Consider the following 17,052-nt stretch of genomic DNA (forward strand, 5'->3'; position numbering starts at 1 on the left):
GTCATTCCCCGACGAGGAAGATGCGCGTGACCGGCACGCGCAGCGACGTCGCGCCGATGCTGACCTGCAGCCCGGTCACCGCGCGCGCCGGCGGCGCGTTGCCGATCTGCGGCACCTTCAGCGCGTCGTTGTTCTGTGCGAGCGCTTCGTCGGCCGTCTGCAGGTTGGTGGTCCAGCCCACGCGCGGCACGTACAGCTTCGCGTCGATCGCGCCGACGCCGCCCATCAGCGCGACCCAGCTCCAACCGTCGACGCTGCTGTCCTTCAGCAGGGTGCGCAGCCGGTTCGTGTCGTCGATCGGCGGCGATGCATAGCGCACGACGCGCCCGCCGGCGATCCGGTAGCGGACCACCTGCAGCCGCGGCGCGACGCCCGGCACGTCGAGTTCGCGCACGATCTGCAGCGTATTGCCGGCGACGCCGATCGCCGGCTGGCCGGCCTCGTCGTCGGTCGCGGCGAGCCGCGCGTCGATGCGCATCTGGTCGAACATCTGCGCGAACACGCGCTCGTCTTCCATCGCGGCCGCGACCTTGTCGCGACCGCGCATGATCTGGTCGAGCCCGCGCCATGCGAGGATCGCGACCACCGCGAGAATCGCGATCGCGATCATCAGCTCGATCAGCGTGAAGCCGCGGGCGAGGCGGGCGGCACGGGTGGACGGGCGTCGCATCGGCGCGTCAGAGCGGACGGCTGGTTTCATTCGCGACCACCGTCACCATCTGCGCGAGCACGCCGGCACGGCCGGGCGTACTCACCGAAATCCGCACGCGCCGGAACACCGGGTTCGGCGTGGTGCTCACGCGCTGCGTGCAGACGAGCTGCACGTTGCCTTGCGAGCAGTCAAAGCTCTGCTCCCCGACTTCCGGCCACGCATGCGTGAGCCGCAGCTGCGCAAGCGCGTTGTCGGCGCTCCAGCCGGCGAGCAGCCGGCGATGCAGGTCGGACGCGTTGCTCGCCATCGTGCCGACCGCGCGGATCGACGCGGCGAGCGCGACCGCGATGATCGCGAGCGCGACCAGCACCTCGATCATCGTGAAGCCGCGGGCGGAGGAAACGGGGAAGGGCAGGCGACGACGCATCGTCATTGCACCTCGTAGCGACCGTTGCCGGTGCCGACGATCGTCGCGCTGCCGGCGGCCGAATGCAGCGTCACGCGCACCGGCGTGTCGATGCTCTCGGTGCCGAACACGACGCGGTTCGCGCGCGTGTCCGACCCCGGGTAATCGATGTCCGCGCCGGTGACGCCGCCGTCCCAGTCGCGCGGGCGCAGCAGGTCGTCGCGCAGCGTGCGCCAGCCGTCGGGCGAGCTCACGTCGAACTGGAAACCGTGCGCGGTTGGTTGCCACGCGATCGGCCGCGCGCGCACCTGCGCTTCGTCGCCGGCCGTCTCGAACAGCAGCGCGATCCGCTGCGCTTCCTCGCGCAGGTCGGTGCGCGGATTGCGCGTCAACGACAGCGACGCGAGCGACACGAGCAACCCGGCGATCACGAGCACGACCAGCATTTCGAGCAGCGTGAAGCCGCGCCCGCGACGGCGCGCCGCGCGGGGCTTCATCAAGCCGCCATCGGCACCTGCCGGTACGGACGGCACCGCACCGCGACGCACGCGGCAATCGCGGCCGCAGCGGGAGGTCGTGCGAATGGCGAGCATGAAGAACGGAATGAAACGTCGGGCCGATCAGCGCCGGCTTACTGCCACGAGCCGATGTCGGAGTCGTTGCTTTCGCCGCCTTCCTTGCCGTCGGCGCCGTAGCTGAACACGTCGATCTCGCCGTGCACGCCCGGGTTCAGGTACTTGTACCCGTTGCCCCACGGATCGTTCGGCAGGCGCTCGAGATAGCCGCCGTCCTTCCAGTTGTTCGGGATCGGATCGTTGGTCGGCTTCTGGATCAGCGCGTTCAGGCCCTGCTCCTGGGTCGGATAGCGGCCGTTGTCCAGGCGGTACAGCTTGAGCGCCTGCATGATCGTGCCGATGTCCTGCTTCGCGGCGATGCGGCGCGCCTCGTCGGGGCGGCTCATGATCTTCGGCACGATCAGCGCCGCCAGGATCCCGAGGATCGCGACCACCACCATGATCTCGATCAGCGTGAAACCGCGCTGACGACGCACGGCCGCGTTGCGGCGAGTGATCCACGTTTGCATGACTGACTACCTCTTTCCAAAAAATGTCGTCGATTGAGTGACGCACCCGGCGCACCGGACGATTGCCTGACAGCAACCTTCCGGACCGGCGGGCGCGGAGCACGCATTGTAAGGCGCGCATCGCCGAGGGCTTTCACCCAACGCAAATTTCATATACATCCGTACAATAGCGCGCATGAACGCGCTCTCGATCCGGATCCTTTCCCTCGCCCTCTTCGCGGGTTTGTGCGCGACGGCCACCTACTGGGTCGTCACGCTGTCGGCCCGCGAAGCGCCGCTGCCCGCCGCCGCCGCGCGGCTGCCGATCCGCACCGAGGACGCCGCGGCGCTCTTCGGCGGCCAGCTCGACAAGAATCCCGTCCAGGACATCCACCTGTTCGGCATTCTCGCGCTCGATCATGGCGGCGCCGCGATCGTCGGCGTCGGCGGCGAACCGCCGCGCGCCGTGTCGCTCGGCGCGGAGGTCACGTCCGGCGCGAAGCTCGCCGAAGTCCGGCCGCGCTCGATCATCGTCGACCGCAACGGCGCCCGCGCCGAAATCCAGCTCCCGGCGAACACGCCGTCCCCCGCGATCTACATGCGCTGAACGGTAGCGGCCCATCCGTCGGAATCGGGCCGCACCGTCACTGCACCATGTTGTTCAGCTCGATGATCGGCAGCATCACGGCCAGCACGATCACGAGCACGATGCCGCCCATCGCGAGGATCAGCAGCGGCTCCAGCAGGCTCGTCAGGAACATCGTGCGGCGCTCGAGTTCGCGCGCTTCGCCTTCGGCCGCGCGATCCAGCATCGTCGTCACGTCGCCCGTCGCCTCGCCCGAACGAATCAGGTGCACGAGCACCGGCGGAAACGTCTTCACGTTGTTCAGCGCGCGCGACAGCGCGGAGCCTTCGCGCACGCGCACGATCGCATCGTCGATGTTCGCGCGCATCGCGCGGTTCGACAGCGTCTCGCCGGCCGCCTGCAGCGCGCGCAGGATCGGCACGCCGGCCGCGGTGAGAATCCCGAGCGTGCTCGCGAAGCGCACCGTGTTGTAGCCGCGCACGAGCTTGCCGGCGAGCGGCGCGGTCAGCACCCAGCGATCGAACGCGAGCCTGGGCCCGGCGCGCGACAGCGTCGCCTTCACGAACCACACGACGAGCGCGACCGCGATCAGGATCGCCCACCACCAGTGCCGCACGAATTCCGACAGCGCCATCATCACGACCGTGAGGATCGGCAACTGCTGCTTCGTGCTCGCGAACACGTTGACGACCTGCGGCACGACGTAGCTCAGCAGGAACGTGACGATGCCGAACGCGATCAGCGTGACGATGCCCGGATACGTGAACGCCAGCAGGATCTTCTGCTTCAGCGCATTGCTTTGCTCGATGTAGTCGGCGAGGCGCGACAGCACGATGCCGAGCTTGCCGGTGTGCTCGCCCGCGGCAACGAGTGCGCGGTAGATTTCCGGAAAATCGCGCGGATGCTGGCCCAGCGCATTCGCGAGCGAATGGCCGCCGAGCACTTCCGCGCGGATCGCGGCCATCAGTTCGCGGATGTAGTCGCGTTCGGCCTGCTCGGTCAGCACGCCGAGCGCCTCGTCGAGCGGCAGCCCCGCGATCAGCAGGCTCGCAAGCTGGCGCGTGAGGATCGCCTGCTCGCGCTGCGACAGCTTGCGGCCGAACGCGAGCCGCTGCGAACGCGCGCCGCGCGTCGCGCTGGCGGCCGGCTCGACGACGAGCGGCGTCAGCCCCTGCGTGCGCAGCTGGCCGCGCGCGGCTCGCGCGCTGTCGGCATCGATCACGCCTTTCTGCGCGCGCCCCGCCGAATCGATTGCTTCGAAACGGAATGCCGGCATCGCGCTATGCGCCTCCCGTCACGCGCAGCACTTCCTCGAGCGACGTTGCGCCGGACGCGAGCCAGCGCTCCGCGTCGTCGCGCAATGTGCGCATCCCTTCCGCGCGGCCGGCGGCCAGGATCTCGGCATCGGCCGCGTTGCGGTGGATCAGCGTGCGGATCGACTCGTCGACGAGCAGCAGTTCGTACACGCCGCGCCGGCCCGCATAGCCCGAATGCCCGCACTTGTCGCAGCCGCTGGGATGCCACACGGTGCGGCCGTCCTCGTGCCGCTCTTCCTTGCAGACGGGGCAGAGCTGGCGCACGAGGCGCTGCGCGAGCACGCCGAGCAGCGACGACGCGAGCAGGTACGGCTCGACACCCATGTCGGTCAGACGGGTGACGGCGGACGCCGCATCGTTCGTGTGCAGCGTCGCGAGCACGAGGTGGCCCGTCAGCGACGCCTGCACCGCGATCTGCGCGGTTTCGAGGTCGCGGATTTCGCCGATCATGATCACGTCCGGGTCCTGGCGCAGGATCGAGCGCAGCGCGCGGGCGAAGGTCATCCCGATCCGCTCGTTCACCTGCGTCTGGCCGATGCCGGACAGGTCGTATTCGATCGGATCCTCGACGGTCATGATATTGGTCGTCGCAGTTTCGAGCCGCGACATCGACGCGTACAGCGTGGTCGTCTTGCCGGAACCGGTCGGGCCGGTGACGAGCACGATGCCGTGCGGACGGGCGATCAGCTTGTCGAACTGGACGAGCGTGTCGCGACCCATCCCGAGCGCTTCGAGGTTCAGCCGCTGCGCGTCCTTTTCCAGGAGACGCAGCACCGCGCGCTCGCCATGCCCGGTCGGCAGCGTCGACACCCGCACGTCGACCGGCCGGCCGCCGACGCGCAGCGTGATGCGGCCGTCCTGCGGCAGCCGTTTCTCGGCGATGTCGAGCTGCGCCATGATCTTGATCCGCGAGATCAGCGCGCCGTGCAGCGCCTTCTTCGGGCGCACGACGTCGCGCAGCGTGCCGTCGACGCGAAAGCGCACGACCGACGCATTCTCGAACGGCTCGATGTGGATGTCCGACGCCTGTTCGCGCGCCGCTTGCGTGAGCAGCGCGTTGATCATCCGGATGATCGGCGCGTCGTCTTCCGATTCGAGCAGATCCTCGACTTCGGGGATGTCCTGCATCAGCCGCGACAGGTCGACTTCGCCTTCGACCTCGCCGACCACCTGCGCGGCGCTGCCGTCCTGGCGTGCGTAGGCCTGGTTGATCGCCTGCGCGAGCTCGTCGGCCGGCACGCGATGCACGGAAATCGAACCGAAGTTGCGCGCGATTTCCGCGAGCGCGGCGTCGCTCGTGCGTTCGCTGATCCACACCTCGAGCGTGTCGTCGAGCTGATGCGCGATCAGCACCTGGCCGCTCTTCGCGAAACCGTACGGCAGCAGGCGAGCGGCGAGCGGCGACGGCGGCTGGCGCTCGCCCGGCGCGCCGTCGTGGGCGGATGACGCGAGCACGTCGCTCACTGCGACGCTCCCGGCGCGGTGGTCAGCGGCTGTTGCGGCACCGCCTGCTGCGGCACGCTCTGCGGCTGCGCGGGCGTTGCTTCCGGCAGCGGCTGGGCCGGTACCGGCGCGACCTGGCGCTGCAACTGCTGGCGGCGCATCTTGTCGAGATCGAACAGGTTGCCGGCCGGCGTGCCGCCCTGGCTCGGACCCAGCGGCATCGGCGGGACGACCGGGTCGTCCTTGTCGCGGATCACGTTGTTGTCCGACTTGTAGGCGCCCGTCACGCCCTGGATGTAGTCGTAGCGGTTCGCGGTGACTTCCTGCGCGGTGCTGCGATCGGAAATGATCACCGGACGCAGGAACACCATCAGGTTGGTTTTCGCGCGCTGCTTCGATTCCGAACGGAACAGCTGGCCGATCCACGGGATGTCGCCGAGCAGCGGCACCTTGCTGTTCGACACCTGGTAGTTGTCCTGCATCAGGCCGCCGAGCACGATGATCTCGCCGTTGTCGGCCAGGATCGTCGACTGGATCGAGCGTTTCGTGAAGGTCGGGCCGGTCTGCGCGTTCGTGGTCCCGCTGACGACCGCCGAATCCTCCGTGTAGAGCTGCAGCTTCAGGATCCCGCCGTCGGTGATCTGCGGCTTCACGTGCAGCGTCAGGCCGACGTCGCGGCGATCGTAGGTATTGAACGCATTGCTCGTCGTGCCGCTCGTCAGGTTCGAGTATGAACCGGTCGCGATCGGCACGTTCTGGCCGACGACGATCTTCGCTTCCTCGTTGTCGAGCGTGATCAGGTTCGGCGTCGACAGCACGTTCGCGTCGCTCACGCCCGAGAAATACTGCAGCAACGCGCCGAGCCCCTGCACGCCGAACATGTTATGCAGCCAGCCGATGTTGAGGCCCTGGGACAACTGCCCGAGATTGGACGCCAGCCCGCCGCCGGTGACCCCGCCGGCCGCGTTGGTCAAGCCGCCCGCCGTCAGGTTGATGATGCTGTTGCCGAGCCCCAGCCCGGGGTTCAGGTTCGTGCCGCCGAGAAACTGGCCGCTCGCGACCTGCCACTGGATGCCCAGGTTGCCCTGCGTCGTCGAGTTCAGCTCGACGATCAGCGCTTCGATATAGACCTGCGCGCGCCGCGCGTCGAGCTGGTCGATCACCGAGCGCAGGTTCCGGTAAACCGGATCGGACGCGGTGATGATCAGCGAGTTGGTCGCCGAGTCGGCCTGGATCATCCCGCCCGGCTGGTTGTCGTCACCGCTCTTGTCCTTGTCGCCGCCGAGCAGGCCGCCCGTACCGAGGCCACCGCCGGACGAGCCGCCGCCATACCCGGACGAGGACGACGAACCGCCGAGGCCGCCCGACGGCAGCGGCGGGGTGCCCGACGTGCCGGTCGAGAAGTTGCCGCTCGCCGACGAACCGCCGTTCTGGTTGAAGCTGTTCGCATCGTTGGACGACGCCGACGCGCCGCTGTCATTGCCGCCGCCCTTGCCGAGCATCCCGCGCAGCGTCTTCGCGAGCTTCACCGCATCGGCGTTGCGCAGCGGCACGACGTGCATGTTGCCGGGCACCGCGCTCGGCGCGTCGAGCTGCAGCGCGAGGCGTTTCGCGGCCGCGAGGCGCGAGCCGTTCGATGCGCGCAGCAGCAGCGAGTTGGTGCGCGGGTCGGCCGTGACCGACACCTTCAACGTCGCGTCGCTGTTGCCGATCGCACCCGGGTCGAGCATCTTCTGCATCTGCGCGGCGAGGTCGATCGCGTTCGCGTTGCGCAGCGTCACGACCTGCACCTGCGCGCCCGCGGCGCTGTCGATACCGGAGATGATCTGCGCGATGCGGCGCACGTTGTCCGCATAGTCGGTCACGACGATCGTGTTGTTCGCCGGGTAGGCCGTCACCGTGTTGTTCGGCGAGATCAGCGGCCGCAGCACGGGCAGCAGGTTGTTCGCCGATTCGTTGTGCAGCTCGAACACCTGCGTGATCACCTGGTCGCCGCGCGCCTGCGGCGCATTGCCGACGTAGGTCGGCACGCCCTGCAGCTTCGCGTCGGCTTCCGGCACGACCTTCAGCACGCCGTGATCCTGCACGAGCGCGAAGCCCTGCATGCGCAGCGCGGACTGCAGCGTCTTCAACGCCTGGTCTTCCGGCACCGGCCGTTCGGCGACGAGATTGAGCTGCCCCTTCACGCGGGGGTCGACGATGATGGTCTTGCCGGTCGCGGCGCCGATCGCTTTCGCGACCTGGTCGATGTCCGCATTCACGAAGTTGAGCGTGACCTGAGCGTAGGCAGCCTGCGAGACGATGATGCCGGCCACGAGCAGGGTCGTGGCGATACGCCGCATAACGAAGCGATTTCTTGTCATGGATGAATGGGTCGATGCCGGCTCAGGCCACTTCCGGCGGTAGTGCTGGGATCCAAGTCCGAAAGAGGCGACATTAGCAGTTTTTCATGTCCGAAATATCACATTGATCCGAAGACTGTCTCACATACGACATGTGTCCGGCGAATCGTATGCGATATGTAAGGATCGGCGTCACCCTCCGCATGCCGGCCGTCGCCCCGATCTCGAGATGAATCGACACGGAAATGCGGTATAACCGGGCTGCCGTATTCCTGCCTGTCGCAATTGGACGGTCTGCCGGTATGATACGGGCGGCGCGTTTCTCGTCGCATTAATAACAGGCACGGGTTTTCCCGAGCTTCGCGCAATTCCTTTCCGTTTCCGCACGATGAACAGACGGTTCGCTTCGATCGCGTTGATCGCCGCCGGCGCGTGGTTCGCCAGCGGCAACGCACGCGCGGATTGTTTCGACGAAGCGGCCAAATATCAGCAGGTCAATCCGCTGATCCTGCGCGCGATCGCATGGCAGGAATCGCGCAACCGGCCCGGTGCGCTGAACAAGAATACGAACGGCTCGGTCGACTACGGCCTGATGCAGATCAATTCGATCCACCTGCCCACGCTGTCGCGTTACGGGATCGGCCGCGACACGCTGATGGAGCCGTGCAAGAACGTGTACATCGCCGCGTGGCATCTCAAACAGAAGATGAACCGCTACGGCAACACGTGGCAGGCGGTCGGCGCCTATCATTCGGAAACGCCGTCGCTGCGCGACAAGTACGCGCGGCAGATCGCCGGCATCCTGACGCAATGGAAGCTGCTGCCGTCCGCGCAGACTGCCCAGGCCGCGCAGCCAGCGCAGCCCGCTCAGTGATTCGGCGCCGCGTCGCCGGTTGACGCAGGGCCGGCCGCGCGCGTTTGATGCACAATGCGGGCTGACGCCGCCGTTTCGCCCGCGTGCGGGCCGATCGCGCCCCGGCAGGGCGCCGCGGCCGCTTTTTCATCTTTTCCGTTGGTGCATATCATCATGAATCCGGCAATGAAACAGCCGTTGCCCGTCACCGTGCTGTCCGGTTTCCTCGGCGCCGGCAAGACCACGCTGCTCAACCACGTGCTCGCGAACCGCGCGGGCCTGAAAGTCGCGGTGATCGTCAACGATCTCGCGGCGGTCAACATCGACGCGTCGCTCGTGCGCGACGCGCAGGCGCTGTCGCACGTCGAGGAACGCCTCGTCGAGATGTCGAACGGCTGCATCTGCTGCACGCTGCGCGACGATCTGCTCGTCGAAATCCGCAACCTCGCGTCCGAAGGCCGCTTCGACGCGATCATGATCGAATCGACCGGTATCGCGGAGCCGATGCCGATCGCCGAAACGTTCACGTTCGTCGACGACGACGGCGCGTCGCTGTCGTCGATCGCGCGGCTCGACACGCTCGTCACCGTGGTCGACGCGTACAACTTCCTGCGCGACTACGGCTCCGACGATGCGCTCGCGACGCGCGGCATCGCCGCGTCGGAAGACGACGACCGCACGCTCGTCGAGCTGCTGATCGAGCAGATCGAATTCTGCGACGTGCTGGTGATCAACAAGGCCGATCTGGTCGGCGCGGACGATCTCGCACGCCTGCAGCACATCCTCGCGCGTCTCAATCCGCGCGCGCATCAGGTCGTATCGACGTTCGGCAACGTGCCGCTCGACGAAGTGCTGAACACCGGCCGCTTCGATTTCGACGAAGCCGCGAACGCACCGGGCTGGCTCGCATCGCTCGACCACGATCACACGCATTGCGACGACCCCGACTGCCATGACGACCATCATGCGCACGTGCACGGCGAAGCCGACGAATTCGGGATCGGCAATTTCGTTTACCGCGCGCGCCGGCCGTTTCACCCGGCACGGCTGTGGGCGCTGCTGCATCAGGAGTGGCCGGGCGTGCTGCGCAGCAAGGGTTTCTTCTGGCTCGCGACGCGCAACGACATCGCGGGCTCGCTGTCGCAGGCGGGCGGCGTATGCCGGCACGGGCCGGCGGGTTTGTGGTGGGCGGCGCAGGATCGCGCTGAATGGCCCGACGACGACGAGCTGCTCGCTGAAATCCGCACCGAATGGCTCGGCGATCTCGACGATCGCACGGTCGGAGATCGCCGGCAGGAACTCGTGCTGATCGGCATCGCGCTCGACGCCGATGCGTGGCGCACGAAACTCGACGCGTGTCTGCTGACGGATGCGGAGTTCGCACTCGGCGCGGCGGGATGGGCCGCGTTCGACGATCCGTTCCCGGCGTGGGACGTCGATTCGCACGACGACGACGATCACGGCGACACGCAGATCGTGCACGCGTGATCGCGTGGTAACGGCTTGTAAAAACAACCGTTAACTTTTGCAAGGGCGGCGCGAACTGTGGCGAAAATGCCGCGCGCGCCCAACAAAAAACCCGCCGAGAGGCGGGTTTTTTCTGGAACAGGCGCGGGTTTAACGCTTGTTGACGGCATCCTTGAACGCCTTGCCAGCCGTGAACTTGACCGTCTTGGCTGCCGGGATCTTGATGGTTTCGCCCGTCTTCGGGTTGCGGCCCGTACGTGCTGCGCGCTTGCCCGAACCGAAGCTGCCGAAGCCGATCAGCTGAACCGCATCACCCTTCGACACGGCCTTCTTGATGACTTCGAGCAGCGTGTCCAGCGTTTCGCCGGTTTGAGCCTTGCTGGCGCCCGTTTGGGCGGCGACGGCGTCGATCAGTTCCTGTTTGTTCATTAAGGTTCCTTTATCAGGTTAGGTTGACACGAACAGCGCGAACGCGCCGATTATACGTGCGCGAACCGTGCCGTCGAGAGTCAGACTCCGACGACACAGCGCCGAATCCTGGCCCGCGCGACGCGCCCTCCGGCTTGCCGGCGGCCACCCCGCGGTACGGCGTTGCTATGATAGCGCAGCGCAAACCCAATAACGACAAGGGTTTCAAAGATTTTCATCGGTATTTCGCCGAATGAATCGTCGATTGCCCGTTTTTTGACCTGCGCCAACCGGACAGGATACGCAGCGTGGTCCGCCCGCCCGTCGCCCCGTTGCCCTTTTCCAACGGCCGATCGGACGGCCTGCCGCAATCCCTTGCCAGGCTTGGCTGCCACGTTTTTTGTTTCGCATGCCCGACCGACTTGTTTACGCCTCGCTCGCGCTTCGCGACGACGGCACGCTCGTCTCGCCCGAGTTCGGCGAGCTTCATCGCGGCGCATCCGGCACGCTCGCGCACGCACATCGCGCGTTCGTCTCCGGCAACGGGCTGCCCACGCGCTGGCAGCGCCGCCGGACGTTTACGATCGTCGCGACCGAATTCGGCGCGGGCGCCGGCTTCCTCGCGGCGTGGGCCGCGTGGCGCGACGATCCCGCGCGCTGCGAACGGTTGCATGTCGTTGCAGTCGAGTCGCATCCGTTCTCGCGCGACGACCTGCGCCGCGCGGTTTCGCATATGGTTGCGGACACAACCATATCGGCAGACACCGATGCATTGATCGACGCATGGCAGATGCTCGTGCCGGGCGTGCACCGGCTCGAATTCGACGAAGGACGCGTCGTGCTCACGCTCGCGTTCGGCGATCCGATCGACCTGCTGAAGAAGCTCGTCGCGCGCGCCGATGCGTTTTTTCTCGACGGCGCCGCGGCGTCGAGCGACGGGATCCGCGCACTCGCGAAACTCGCCGGCGAACACGCGACGTTTGCGACCCATGCAAAGTCCGACGACGTGAAGTACGCGCTCGGCGAAACAGGTTTCACGTTCCGCGAAGTCGACGATCGTCTCGTCGGCGACTATGCGCCGCGCTGGCGCGCGCGCCGGCACGAGCCGCCGCGTGCGCTGCCCGTTGCAGCACGCCGTGCGATCGTGATCGGCGCGGGCCTCGCCGGCTGCGCGGTCGTCGAACGTCTGGCCGTGCGCGGCTGGGACGTCACGCTGATCGAGCGGCACGAACGGATCGCGAGCGAAGCGTCGGGCAATCCGGCCGGGGTGTTCCACCCGTTGATGACGCGCGACGACAACGTCGCGAGCCGCCTCACGCGCGGCGGCTTCCTGCACGCGCTCGCACGCTGGCGTGCGCTCGAACACGCAGGGCATGCATTCGCACGCAGCACGCACGGGATGATCCATCTTGCCGAATCGGCCGACGATTTCGCGCGGATGCGCGACGCCTTCGATGCGTTCGGCGCGCCGTCCGACTACGTGACGCTGCTCGATGCCGATGCCGCACGCGCACATCTGAATCTGCCGGTCGCGCACGGCGGCCTGCTGTTCCCGCACGGCGGCGCCGTCTGGCCGGCCGGGCTGTGCGCCGCGCAATATGCGGCGGCCGGCGAGCGCGTGCGCCTGCTCGCGTCCACCGGCGTCGCACGGCTCGAACGGCGGGGCGACGCGTGGCATGCGCTCGACGATACGGGCGCCACGCTCGCCGATGCACCTGTCGTCGTGCTCGCGAACGCGGGCGACGCCGCGCGTCTTGCCGGGCTCAAGCATGTCGCGCTGCAACCGGTACGCGGCCAGCTCACGCTGCTGCCGCCGGGCACGACGGCGCCGCTGCCGTGCCCGGCGATCGGCGACGGTTACGCGGTGCCGCTCGACGACGGCACGCTGCTGATCGGCGCCACGTTCGAACCCGACGACACCGATCCCGCGATGCGCGCGGCCGGCCACGCCGAAAACCTCGACCGCGTGCGGCGCCTGCTGCCGGGCCTGATCGGCGAACTGCCAGATCCGGCCACGCTGCACGGCCGCGTGGCGTTCCGCTGGGTCGTCGGCGACCGTCTGCCGCTCGTCGGCCCGCTCGCCGACGAGGCGCAGGCCACCGCGAACGCACGCGCGCTGGGCGGTGCGCAGGCGCGCGACCTGCCGCGCACGCCGGGCCTCTACGGCGCATTCGGCTTCGGTTCGCGCGGCCTCGTATGGGCTGCGCTCGGCGCCGAACTGATCGCGTCGCAAGTCGAAGGCGAGCCGTGGCCGCTCGAGCGCGAACTCGCCGACGCGATCGATCCCGCCCGCTTCCTGATCCGCGCACTGCGCGCCCGCCGCGTCGGTTCGGCCGGCTGACTGGCCGCCCGCAGCCGTCACAGTTTCCCGATTTTTCCGCGCAAGGTTATCCACGCGACGCTGTGGATAACCGCGCGGAATCCGCGTGCACTCCGTGTGCAATCACAGTGGACGTAAACTGGGCAACTCGGCACAGCTGTGATGCGACCCGAAAGTTGCTCAACTCAAACTGCTGTGCGCGAACAGCCTGTGCAACCGGTTATGGTTTCGCCAACACCTTGATCTGTCAGCGTAAACCGGAGTTATCCACAGAACTGTGCGTCCTTTGTTAACTTCTACTACGTATATATACAAGTAAACCTTTGAAACCAAAGACCTGCGGCGGCGCACAGCCCCGCGCGTCGATTCAATCGGTTCCGGAGCGAAAAACCTGTGGCACAATCGGTTTCCTTCGCGTTCGTTCGGCCAAGCGCCGGACATGCTTCAATGGAACGGTCGGCACGATTTCGAATCTGAATCTTCGAGACTGCGCAGTCCGTTCACACACCAGGCCGACAATCCAGATCGGCAACCTGAACGACGTTCCGCCTTGTGGCGGAACAGGCGGACCCCATGTACCGCCATCGTCGAGCACAACAATCACATTCGGGGCAATACCCAGCCGGCGCGCATCCATTCCTGTCGCTTGACCCCGCGTCGCTGGCGGTTGCTTCCAAAGGAGAAGTCACCACGATGAAGTCGGCGTTCTCATTCCTGCCCAACTGGCCGCTCGCGCCGGATGCCGTGTTCTGGGCCGGGCTCGCGCTGTTCGCAGCCGGCCTGTGCGGCGAGCTGTGCTATCGCGCGTGGCGCCTGCCGCGCATCACCGGCTATGCCGTGATCGGCCTGATCGCCGGTTCGTTCGGATTCGGCGTGATCGACACCAGCACCGACGAAACCTCGCGGCTCCTGATGGACGTCGCGCTCGGCCTGCTGCTGTTCGAACTCGGCAGCCGCCTCGACCTGCGCTGGATCCGGCGCAATCCGTGGCTCGTCGCGTCGAGTCTCGCGGAGGCCACGCTCACGTTCGTGCTCGTGCTGTTCGTGATGCTCGCGCTCGGCGTATCGGGGATGGTCGCGCTGGTGCTGTCGGCGATCGCGATCGCGACGTCGCCGTCGATGGTGATCCAGCTCAAGACCGAACTGCGTGCGGAAGGGCAGGTGTCGCAACGCCTGATCACGCTCACCGCGCTCAACAGCGTGTACGCGATCGTGCTGACCAAGCTCGTGACGAGCTGGCTGCACCAGGAAGCGTACGGCAACGTTTTCGCGACGATCCTGCAACCGCTCTACCTGCTAGCCGGTTCGTTCATCGTCGCGTATCTCGTCGCGCGTTCGTGCAACTACCTGTTCCGTCACATGACCGCGACGATGCGCGACGAGCATTCGTTCGTCGCGCTGTTCGGGCTCGTGATGCTCGCGATCGCCGTCGCGCAGGCGTTGAAGCTGTCGACGCTGCTCACGCTGCTGCTCGCCGGCATCATCGTGAAGAACCTCGAAGCGCGGCCGCAGCTGTGGCCCGAGCACTTCGGCACGGCCGGCTGGCTGCTGACGGTGGTGCTGTTCGTGCTGACGCTCACGTCGTTCACGTGGGGCGACATCGCGCTCGGCGGGCTGCTCGCGATCGTGCTGATCGTCACGCGGCTCGCCGCGAAGCTGGCCGGCGTCGTCGCGTTCGCGAAGCCGAGCGGCCTCGGGATGAAGCAGGGCATCGCGCTCGGCATCGCGCTCACGCCGATGTCCGCGCTGTCGTACCTGCTCGTCGACGATACCTACCAGCTTTATCCCAATTTCGACCCGCACCTGCGCGCGATCGTGATGTGCTCGATCGTGATCCTGCAGCTCGTCAGTCCGTTCGTCGTCTATCGCTGCCTGTCGGCGGTCGGCGAACGCAGCGACGGCAACTGATTCCGGAACCTGCCATGGCACTCGAAACCTTCGTCAATTCCGAACCGTTCACGTTCGGCGTCGAACTGGAGATCCAGGTCGTCAACACGCACAACTACGACCTGACCAAAGCGGCGTCCGACCTGATGCGCCTGATCCAGGGCGAGACCTTTCCCGGCAACATCACGCCGGAAATCACCGAAAGCATGATCGAGCTGTCGACCGGCATCTGCCATTCGCACGAGCAGGCCGTCAGCGAGCTGCATGCGATCCGCGACGTGCTCGTGAAGGCGGCCGACCAGCTCAACGTCGGGCTGGCCGGCGGCGGCACGCATGCGTTCCAGCAATGGAGCGACCGGCAGATCTACGATGCGCCGCGCTTCCAGTACATCTCCGAGCTGTACGGCTATCTCGCGAAGCAGTTCACCGTGTTCGGCCAGCACGTGCACATCGGCTGCCCCGATCCCGACAGCGCGCTGTTCCTGCTGCACTCGATGTCGCGCTTCATTCCGCACTTCATCGCGCTGTCCGCGTCGTCGCCGTTCGTGCAGAACGTCGACACGGGCTTCCATTCGGCACGCCTGAATTCGGTATTCGCGTTCCCGCTGTCGGGCCGCGCGCCGTTCGTGCTGACCTGGGACTCGTTCGAGGAGTACTTCACGAAGATGGTGAACACGGGCGTCGTCAACTCGATGAAGGACTTCTACTGGGACATCCGGCCGAAGCCCGGCTACGGCACGATCGAAGTGCGCGTGATGGACACGCCGCTGTCGGTCGACCGCGCGGCGGCGATCGCCTGCTACATCCAGACGCTCGCACGCTACCTGCTGACCGACCGGCCGCTGAAGCTGTCGGAGGACGATTACCTGGTCTACACGTTCAATCGTTTCGAAGCGTGCCGCTTCGGGCTCGAGGGCACCTGCGTGAATCCTCAGACGGGCGAGCGCCGCACGATCGCGGAAGACATCCTCGACACGCTCGACCGGATCGCGCCGCATGCGGCCGCGCTCGGTTCGCGCGCGGCGCTCGACGAGATCGGTGCGCTCGCAAAGGCGCGCGTGAACGATGCATCGTGGTTGAGAACCGTTTTCAAACAGGAAAAATCGCTGAACGAGACGGTCCGGCAGCAGTGCTTACGTTGGCGCGAGTGAAAATATGTTTTGCAGATTGCAGAATCGACCGCGCCGCGATTCGCTGAACGGTTATCGGCGCCCTGTCGCGCCGAAATCGTCGACGGGCACCGTCGCAATCTGTGGATAACCCGATATTCCGCTGCAAAGTCAATGCTCTGTGGGTGGGATAACCCGGTGGATCATGACCGCGCGGCCGATGGCCGATCCGAACAGGAAAATGCCGGCGCGCCCCGTTTCGCGGGCGCGCGACATCGCGCGCACAACGAAAAAATCCGGTTATCCAGCGATTTTCCACAGCATGCAGGGGATAACTTAGCTGTGCGATTTTCCGCTCTCGCTTAGAATGTCGGCTTTGCGGACACCGGAACGATGCGTGTCTCTCCGGTCGCCGCGAACGCGACCGCCGCGTGTGCCTCGCGACGGCCGTGCTGACGCACTCGAGAGAGGGCGTCTGTTTTGAGATGGATTCGATCTCCACACTACGGCCGCTCGGCCATCCGGGCGGCGGCAAAGCGAAAAGACTATGAGCGAAGGCGTTTACGGGAACCAGGCTGCGGGACGTGTGACCCACAGCCTGCTGCGGTTGAGCACGGCCATGCGGAGCGAGGCATGGGATTGGGCGGAAGGCGCTGGCCTGACGCCGACGCAAGGCGAGATTCTCGTGCTGCTGCTGCAGCGCAAGGGCCCGATGCGGCTCGGCGAGATCGCGCGCGAGACGCAGCTGACCGCGGCCACCACGAGCGATGCGGTCAGCACGCTCGAGACGAAGGGGCTCGTCGAGAAGCGTCGTGCGCTGGACGACGGCCGGGCATTGGCCGTACGCCTGTCGGCGCGTGGCCGCACGGCCGCGAAGAAGGCGCTGCAATGGCCTGAATTCCTGACGAAAGCAGTCGGCAAGCTCGGCGCGGACGAGCAGGGCACGTTGTACCGCGCGCTGCTGAAGACGCTGCGCGAGCTGCAGGTGGCCGGTGCGACGCCGCCGCAGCGCATGTGCCTCACGTGCACGTATTTTCAGCCGGGCAAACCGTCGAAGAAGACGGTGCATCACTGCGCGACGCTCGACCTCGACATGTCCGACAGCGATCTGCGTCTCGACTGCTCGGTGCAGGAAGAAGCCGACGCGGCGACGCAGAAGAAGACCTGGAAGATTTTCGCAGGCTGACGTCCGTCGATCGA

The 17,052-nt window shown here is 66.6% G+C and carries 15 protein-coding genes; 7 read left to right on the forward strand and 8 right to left on the reverse strand.

Annotated features, from left to right (window positions below; translation table 11 throughout):
- Position 1: 1 nt before the first annotated feature.
- Genes GJG85_RS00515 through gspG form a run of 4 tightly spaced genes read right to left on the reverse strand, consistent with a single transcriptional unit; the run spans position 2 to position 2,142 of the window.
- Positions 2–700, reverse strand: a complete 699-nt coding sequence (locus tag GJG85_RS00515) for a prepilin-type N-terminal cleavage/methylation domain-containing protein (RefSeq protein ID WP_089488015.1) — start codon at positions 698–700, stop codon at positions 2–4.
- Complete coding sequence (gene gspI, locus GJG85_RS00520; RefSeq protein WP_060733874.1) at positions 678–1,079, reverse strand: type II secretion system minor pseudopilin GspI; 402 nt, start codon at positions 1,077–1,079, stop codon at positions 678–680. Before gspI ends, GJG85_RS00515 begins: the two co-directional genes overlap by 23 nt.
- A gap of 2 nt (positions 1,080–1,081) precedes the next feature.
- The gene (locus tag GJG85_RS00525) at positions 1,082–1,651 is read right to left on the reverse strand and encodes a GspH/FimT family pseudopilin (protein WP_050015773.1); all 570 of its coding nucleotides are present in this window, start codon (positions 1,649–1,651) and stop codon (positions 1,082–1,084) included.
- 38 nt (positions 1,652–1,689) lie between these two features.
- Positions 1,690–2,142: a type II secretion system major pseudopilin GspG gene (gene gspG, locus GJG85_RS00530; RefSeq protein ID WP_012492990.1), complete on the reverse strand. Its 453-nt coding sequence runs from the start codon at positions 2,140–2,142 to the stop codon at positions 1,690–1,692.
- A gap of 175 nt (positions 2,143–2,317) precedes the next feature.
- Here gspG and GJG85_RS00535 point away from each other — a divergent pair, with 175 nt between their 5' ends.
- Positions 2,318–2,728, forward strand: a complete 411-nt coding sequence (locus GJG85_RS00535; protein ID WP_006477247.1) for a type II secretion system protein N — start codon at positions 2,318–2,320, stop codon at positions 2,726–2,728.
- A 37-nt stretch (positions 2,729–2,765) separates the two neighbouring features.
- Here GJG85_RS00535 and gspF read toward each other — a convergent pair whose 3' ends face one another.
- Genes gspF through gspD form a run of 3 tightly spaced genes read right to left on the reverse strand, consistent with a single transcriptional unit; the run spans position 2,766 to position 7,829 of the window.
- Entirely contained in the window at positions 2,766–3,983 is a 1,218-nt protein-coding gene (gene gspF, locus GJG85_RS00540) for a type II secretion system inner membrane protein GspF (RefSeq protein WP_050015775.1), read from the reverse strand.
- A gap of 4 nt (positions 3,984–3,987) precedes the next feature.
- The gene (gene gspE, locus GJG85_RS00545) at positions 3,988–5,487 is read right to left on the reverse strand and encodes a type II secretion system ATPase GspE (RefSeq protein WP_204383522.1); all 1,500 of its coding nucleotides are present in this window, start codon (positions 5,485–5,487) and stop codon (positions 3,988–3,990) included.
- Positions 5,484–7,829 carry a type II secretion system secretin GspD gene (gene gspD / locus GJG85_RS00550; protein ID WP_050015777.1) on the reverse strand — a complete coding sequence of 782 codons (2,346 nt, stop codon included), beginning with the start codon at positions 7,827–7,829 and terminating at the stop codon, positions 5,484–5,486. The genes gspE and gspD overlap by 4 nt, the downstream gene beginning before the upstream one ends.
- Before the next feature lie 367 nt (positions 7,830–8,196).
- Here gspD and GJG85_RS00555 point away from each other — a divergent pair, with 367 nt between their 5' ends.
- Both GJG85_RS00555 and GJG85_RS00560 read left to right on the forward strand, forming a co-directional pair.
- Positions 8,197–8,682 carry a lytic transglycosylase domain-containing protein gene (locus tag GJG85_RS00555; RefSeq protein ID WP_050015778.1) on the forward strand — a complete coding sequence of 162 codons (486 nt, stop codon included), beginning with the start codon at positions 8,197–8,199 and terminating at the stop codon, positions 8,680–8,682.
- 153 nt (positions 8,683–8,835) lie between these two features.
- Positions 8,836–10,149: a GTP-binding protein gene (locus GJG85_RS00560; RefSeq protein ID WP_050016011.1), complete on the forward strand. Its 1,314-nt coding sequence runs from the start codon at positions 8,836–8,838 to the stop codon at positions 10,147–10,149.
- A gap of 129 nt (positions 10,150–10,278) precedes the next feature.
- On the opposite strand, the gene GJG85_RS00565 is transcribed toward GJG85_RS00560, so the two are convergent.
- A complete protein-coding gene (locus tag GJG85_RS00565; RefSeq protein ID WP_006401505.1) occupies positions 10,279–10,557 on the reverse strand; it encodes an HU family DNA-binding protein in 279 nt (92 codons plus the stop codon).
- A gap of 388 nt (positions 10,558–10,945) precedes the next feature.
- Between GJG85_RS00565 and mnmC the strand changes: the two genes are divergently transcribed.
- From mnmC to GJG85_RS00585, 4 genes are all read left to right on the forward strand, one after another.
- A complete protein-coding gene (gene mnmC, locus GJG85_RS00570; protein ID WP_204383525.1) occupies positions 10,946–12,877 on the forward strand; it encodes a bifunctional tRNA (5-methylaminomethyl-2-thiouridine)(34)-methyltransferase MnmD/FAD-dependent 5-carboxymethylaminomethyl-2-thiouridine(34) oxidoreductase MnmC in 1,932 nt (643 codons plus the stop codon).
- Between the two features lie 672 nt (positions 12,878–13,549).
- Positions 13,550–14,764, forward strand: coding sequence for a cation:proton antiporter (locus tag GJG85_RS00575; protein WP_050015784.1), 1,215 nt, complete (start codon positions 13,550–13,552; stop codon positions 14,762–14,764).
- Positions 14,765–14,778: 14 nt separating this feature from the next.
- The gene (locus GJG85_RS00580; protein ID WP_006490006.1) at positions 14,779–15,894 is read left to right on the forward strand and encodes a YbdK family carboxylate-amine ligase; all 1,116 of its coding nucleotides are present in this window, start codon (positions 14,779–14,781) and stop codon (positions 15,892–15,894) included.
- Between the two features lie 505 nt (positions 15,895–16,399).
- Complete coding sequence (locus tag GJG85_RS00585; protein WP_050015785.1) at positions 16,400–17,038, forward strand: MarR family winged helix-turn-helix transcriptional regulator; 639 nt, start codon at positions 16,400–16,402, stop codon at positions 17,036–17,038.
- The last annotated feature ends 14 nt before the right edge of the window (positions 17,039–17,052 follow it).

This window comes from Burkholderia sp. MS389, assembly GCF_016899425.1.
GTDB classification, from domain to species: domain Bacteria; phylum Pseudomonadota; class Gammaproteobacteria; order Burkholderiales; family Burkholderiaceae; genus Burkholderia; species Burkholderia sola.

Coding starts and splice junctions, on each gene's coding strand:
- GJG85_RS00560 (WP_050016011.1), top strand. CDS start 8,836: ATGAATCCGGCAATGAAACAGCCGTTGCCCGTCACCGTGCTGTCCGGT.
- gspG (WP_012492990.1), bottom strand. CDS start 2,142: ATGCAAACGTGGATCACTCGCCGCAACGCGGCCGTGCGTCGTCAGCGC.
- GJG85_RS00535 (WP_006477247.1), top strand. CDS start 2,318: ATGAACGCGCTCTCGATCCGGATCCTTTCCCTCGCCCTCTTCGCGGGT.
- GJG85_RS00525 (WP_050015773.1), bottom strand. CDS start 1,651: ATGCTCGCCATTCGCACGACCTCCCGCTGCGGCCGCGATTGCCGCGTG.
- GJG85_RS00580 (WP_006490006.1), top strand. CDS start 14,779: ATGGCACTCGAAACCTTCGTCAATTCCGAACCGTTCACGTTCGGCGTC.
- gspI (WP_060733874.1), bottom strand. CDS start 1,079: ATGCGTCGTCGCCTGCCCTTCCCCGTTTCCTCCGCCCGCGGCTTCACG.
- gspD (WP_050015777.1), bottom strand. CDS start 7,829: ATGACAAGAAATCGCTTCGTTATGCGGCGTATCGCCACGACCCTGCTC.
- gspF (WP_050015775.1), bottom strand. CDS start 3,983: ATGCCGGCATTCCGTTTCGAAGCAATCGATTCGGCGGGGCGCGCGCAG.
- GJG85_RS00515 (WP_089488015.1), bottom strand. CDS start 700: ATGAAACCAGCCGTCCGCTCTGACGCGCCGATGCGACGCCCGTCCACC.
- GJG85_RS00575 (WP_050015784.1), top strand. CDS start 13,550: ATGAAGTCGGCGTTCTCATTCCTGCCCAACTGGCCGCTCGCGCCGGAT.
- mnmC (WP_204383525.1), top strand. CDS start 10,946: ATGCCCGACCGACTTGTTTACGCCTCGCTCGCGCTTCGCGACGACGGC.
- GJG85_RS00585 (WP_050015785.1), top strand. CDS start 16,400: ATGAGCGAAGGCGTTTACGGGAACCAGGCTGCGGGACGTGTGACCCAC.
- GJG85_RS00555 (WP_050015778.1), top strand. CDS start 8,197: ATGAACAGACGGTTCGCTTCGATCGCGTTGATCGCCGCCGGCGCGTGG.
- GJG85_RS00565 (WP_006401505.1), bottom strand. CDS start 10,557: ATGAACAAACAGGAACTGATCGACGCCGTCGCCGCCCAAACGGGCGCC.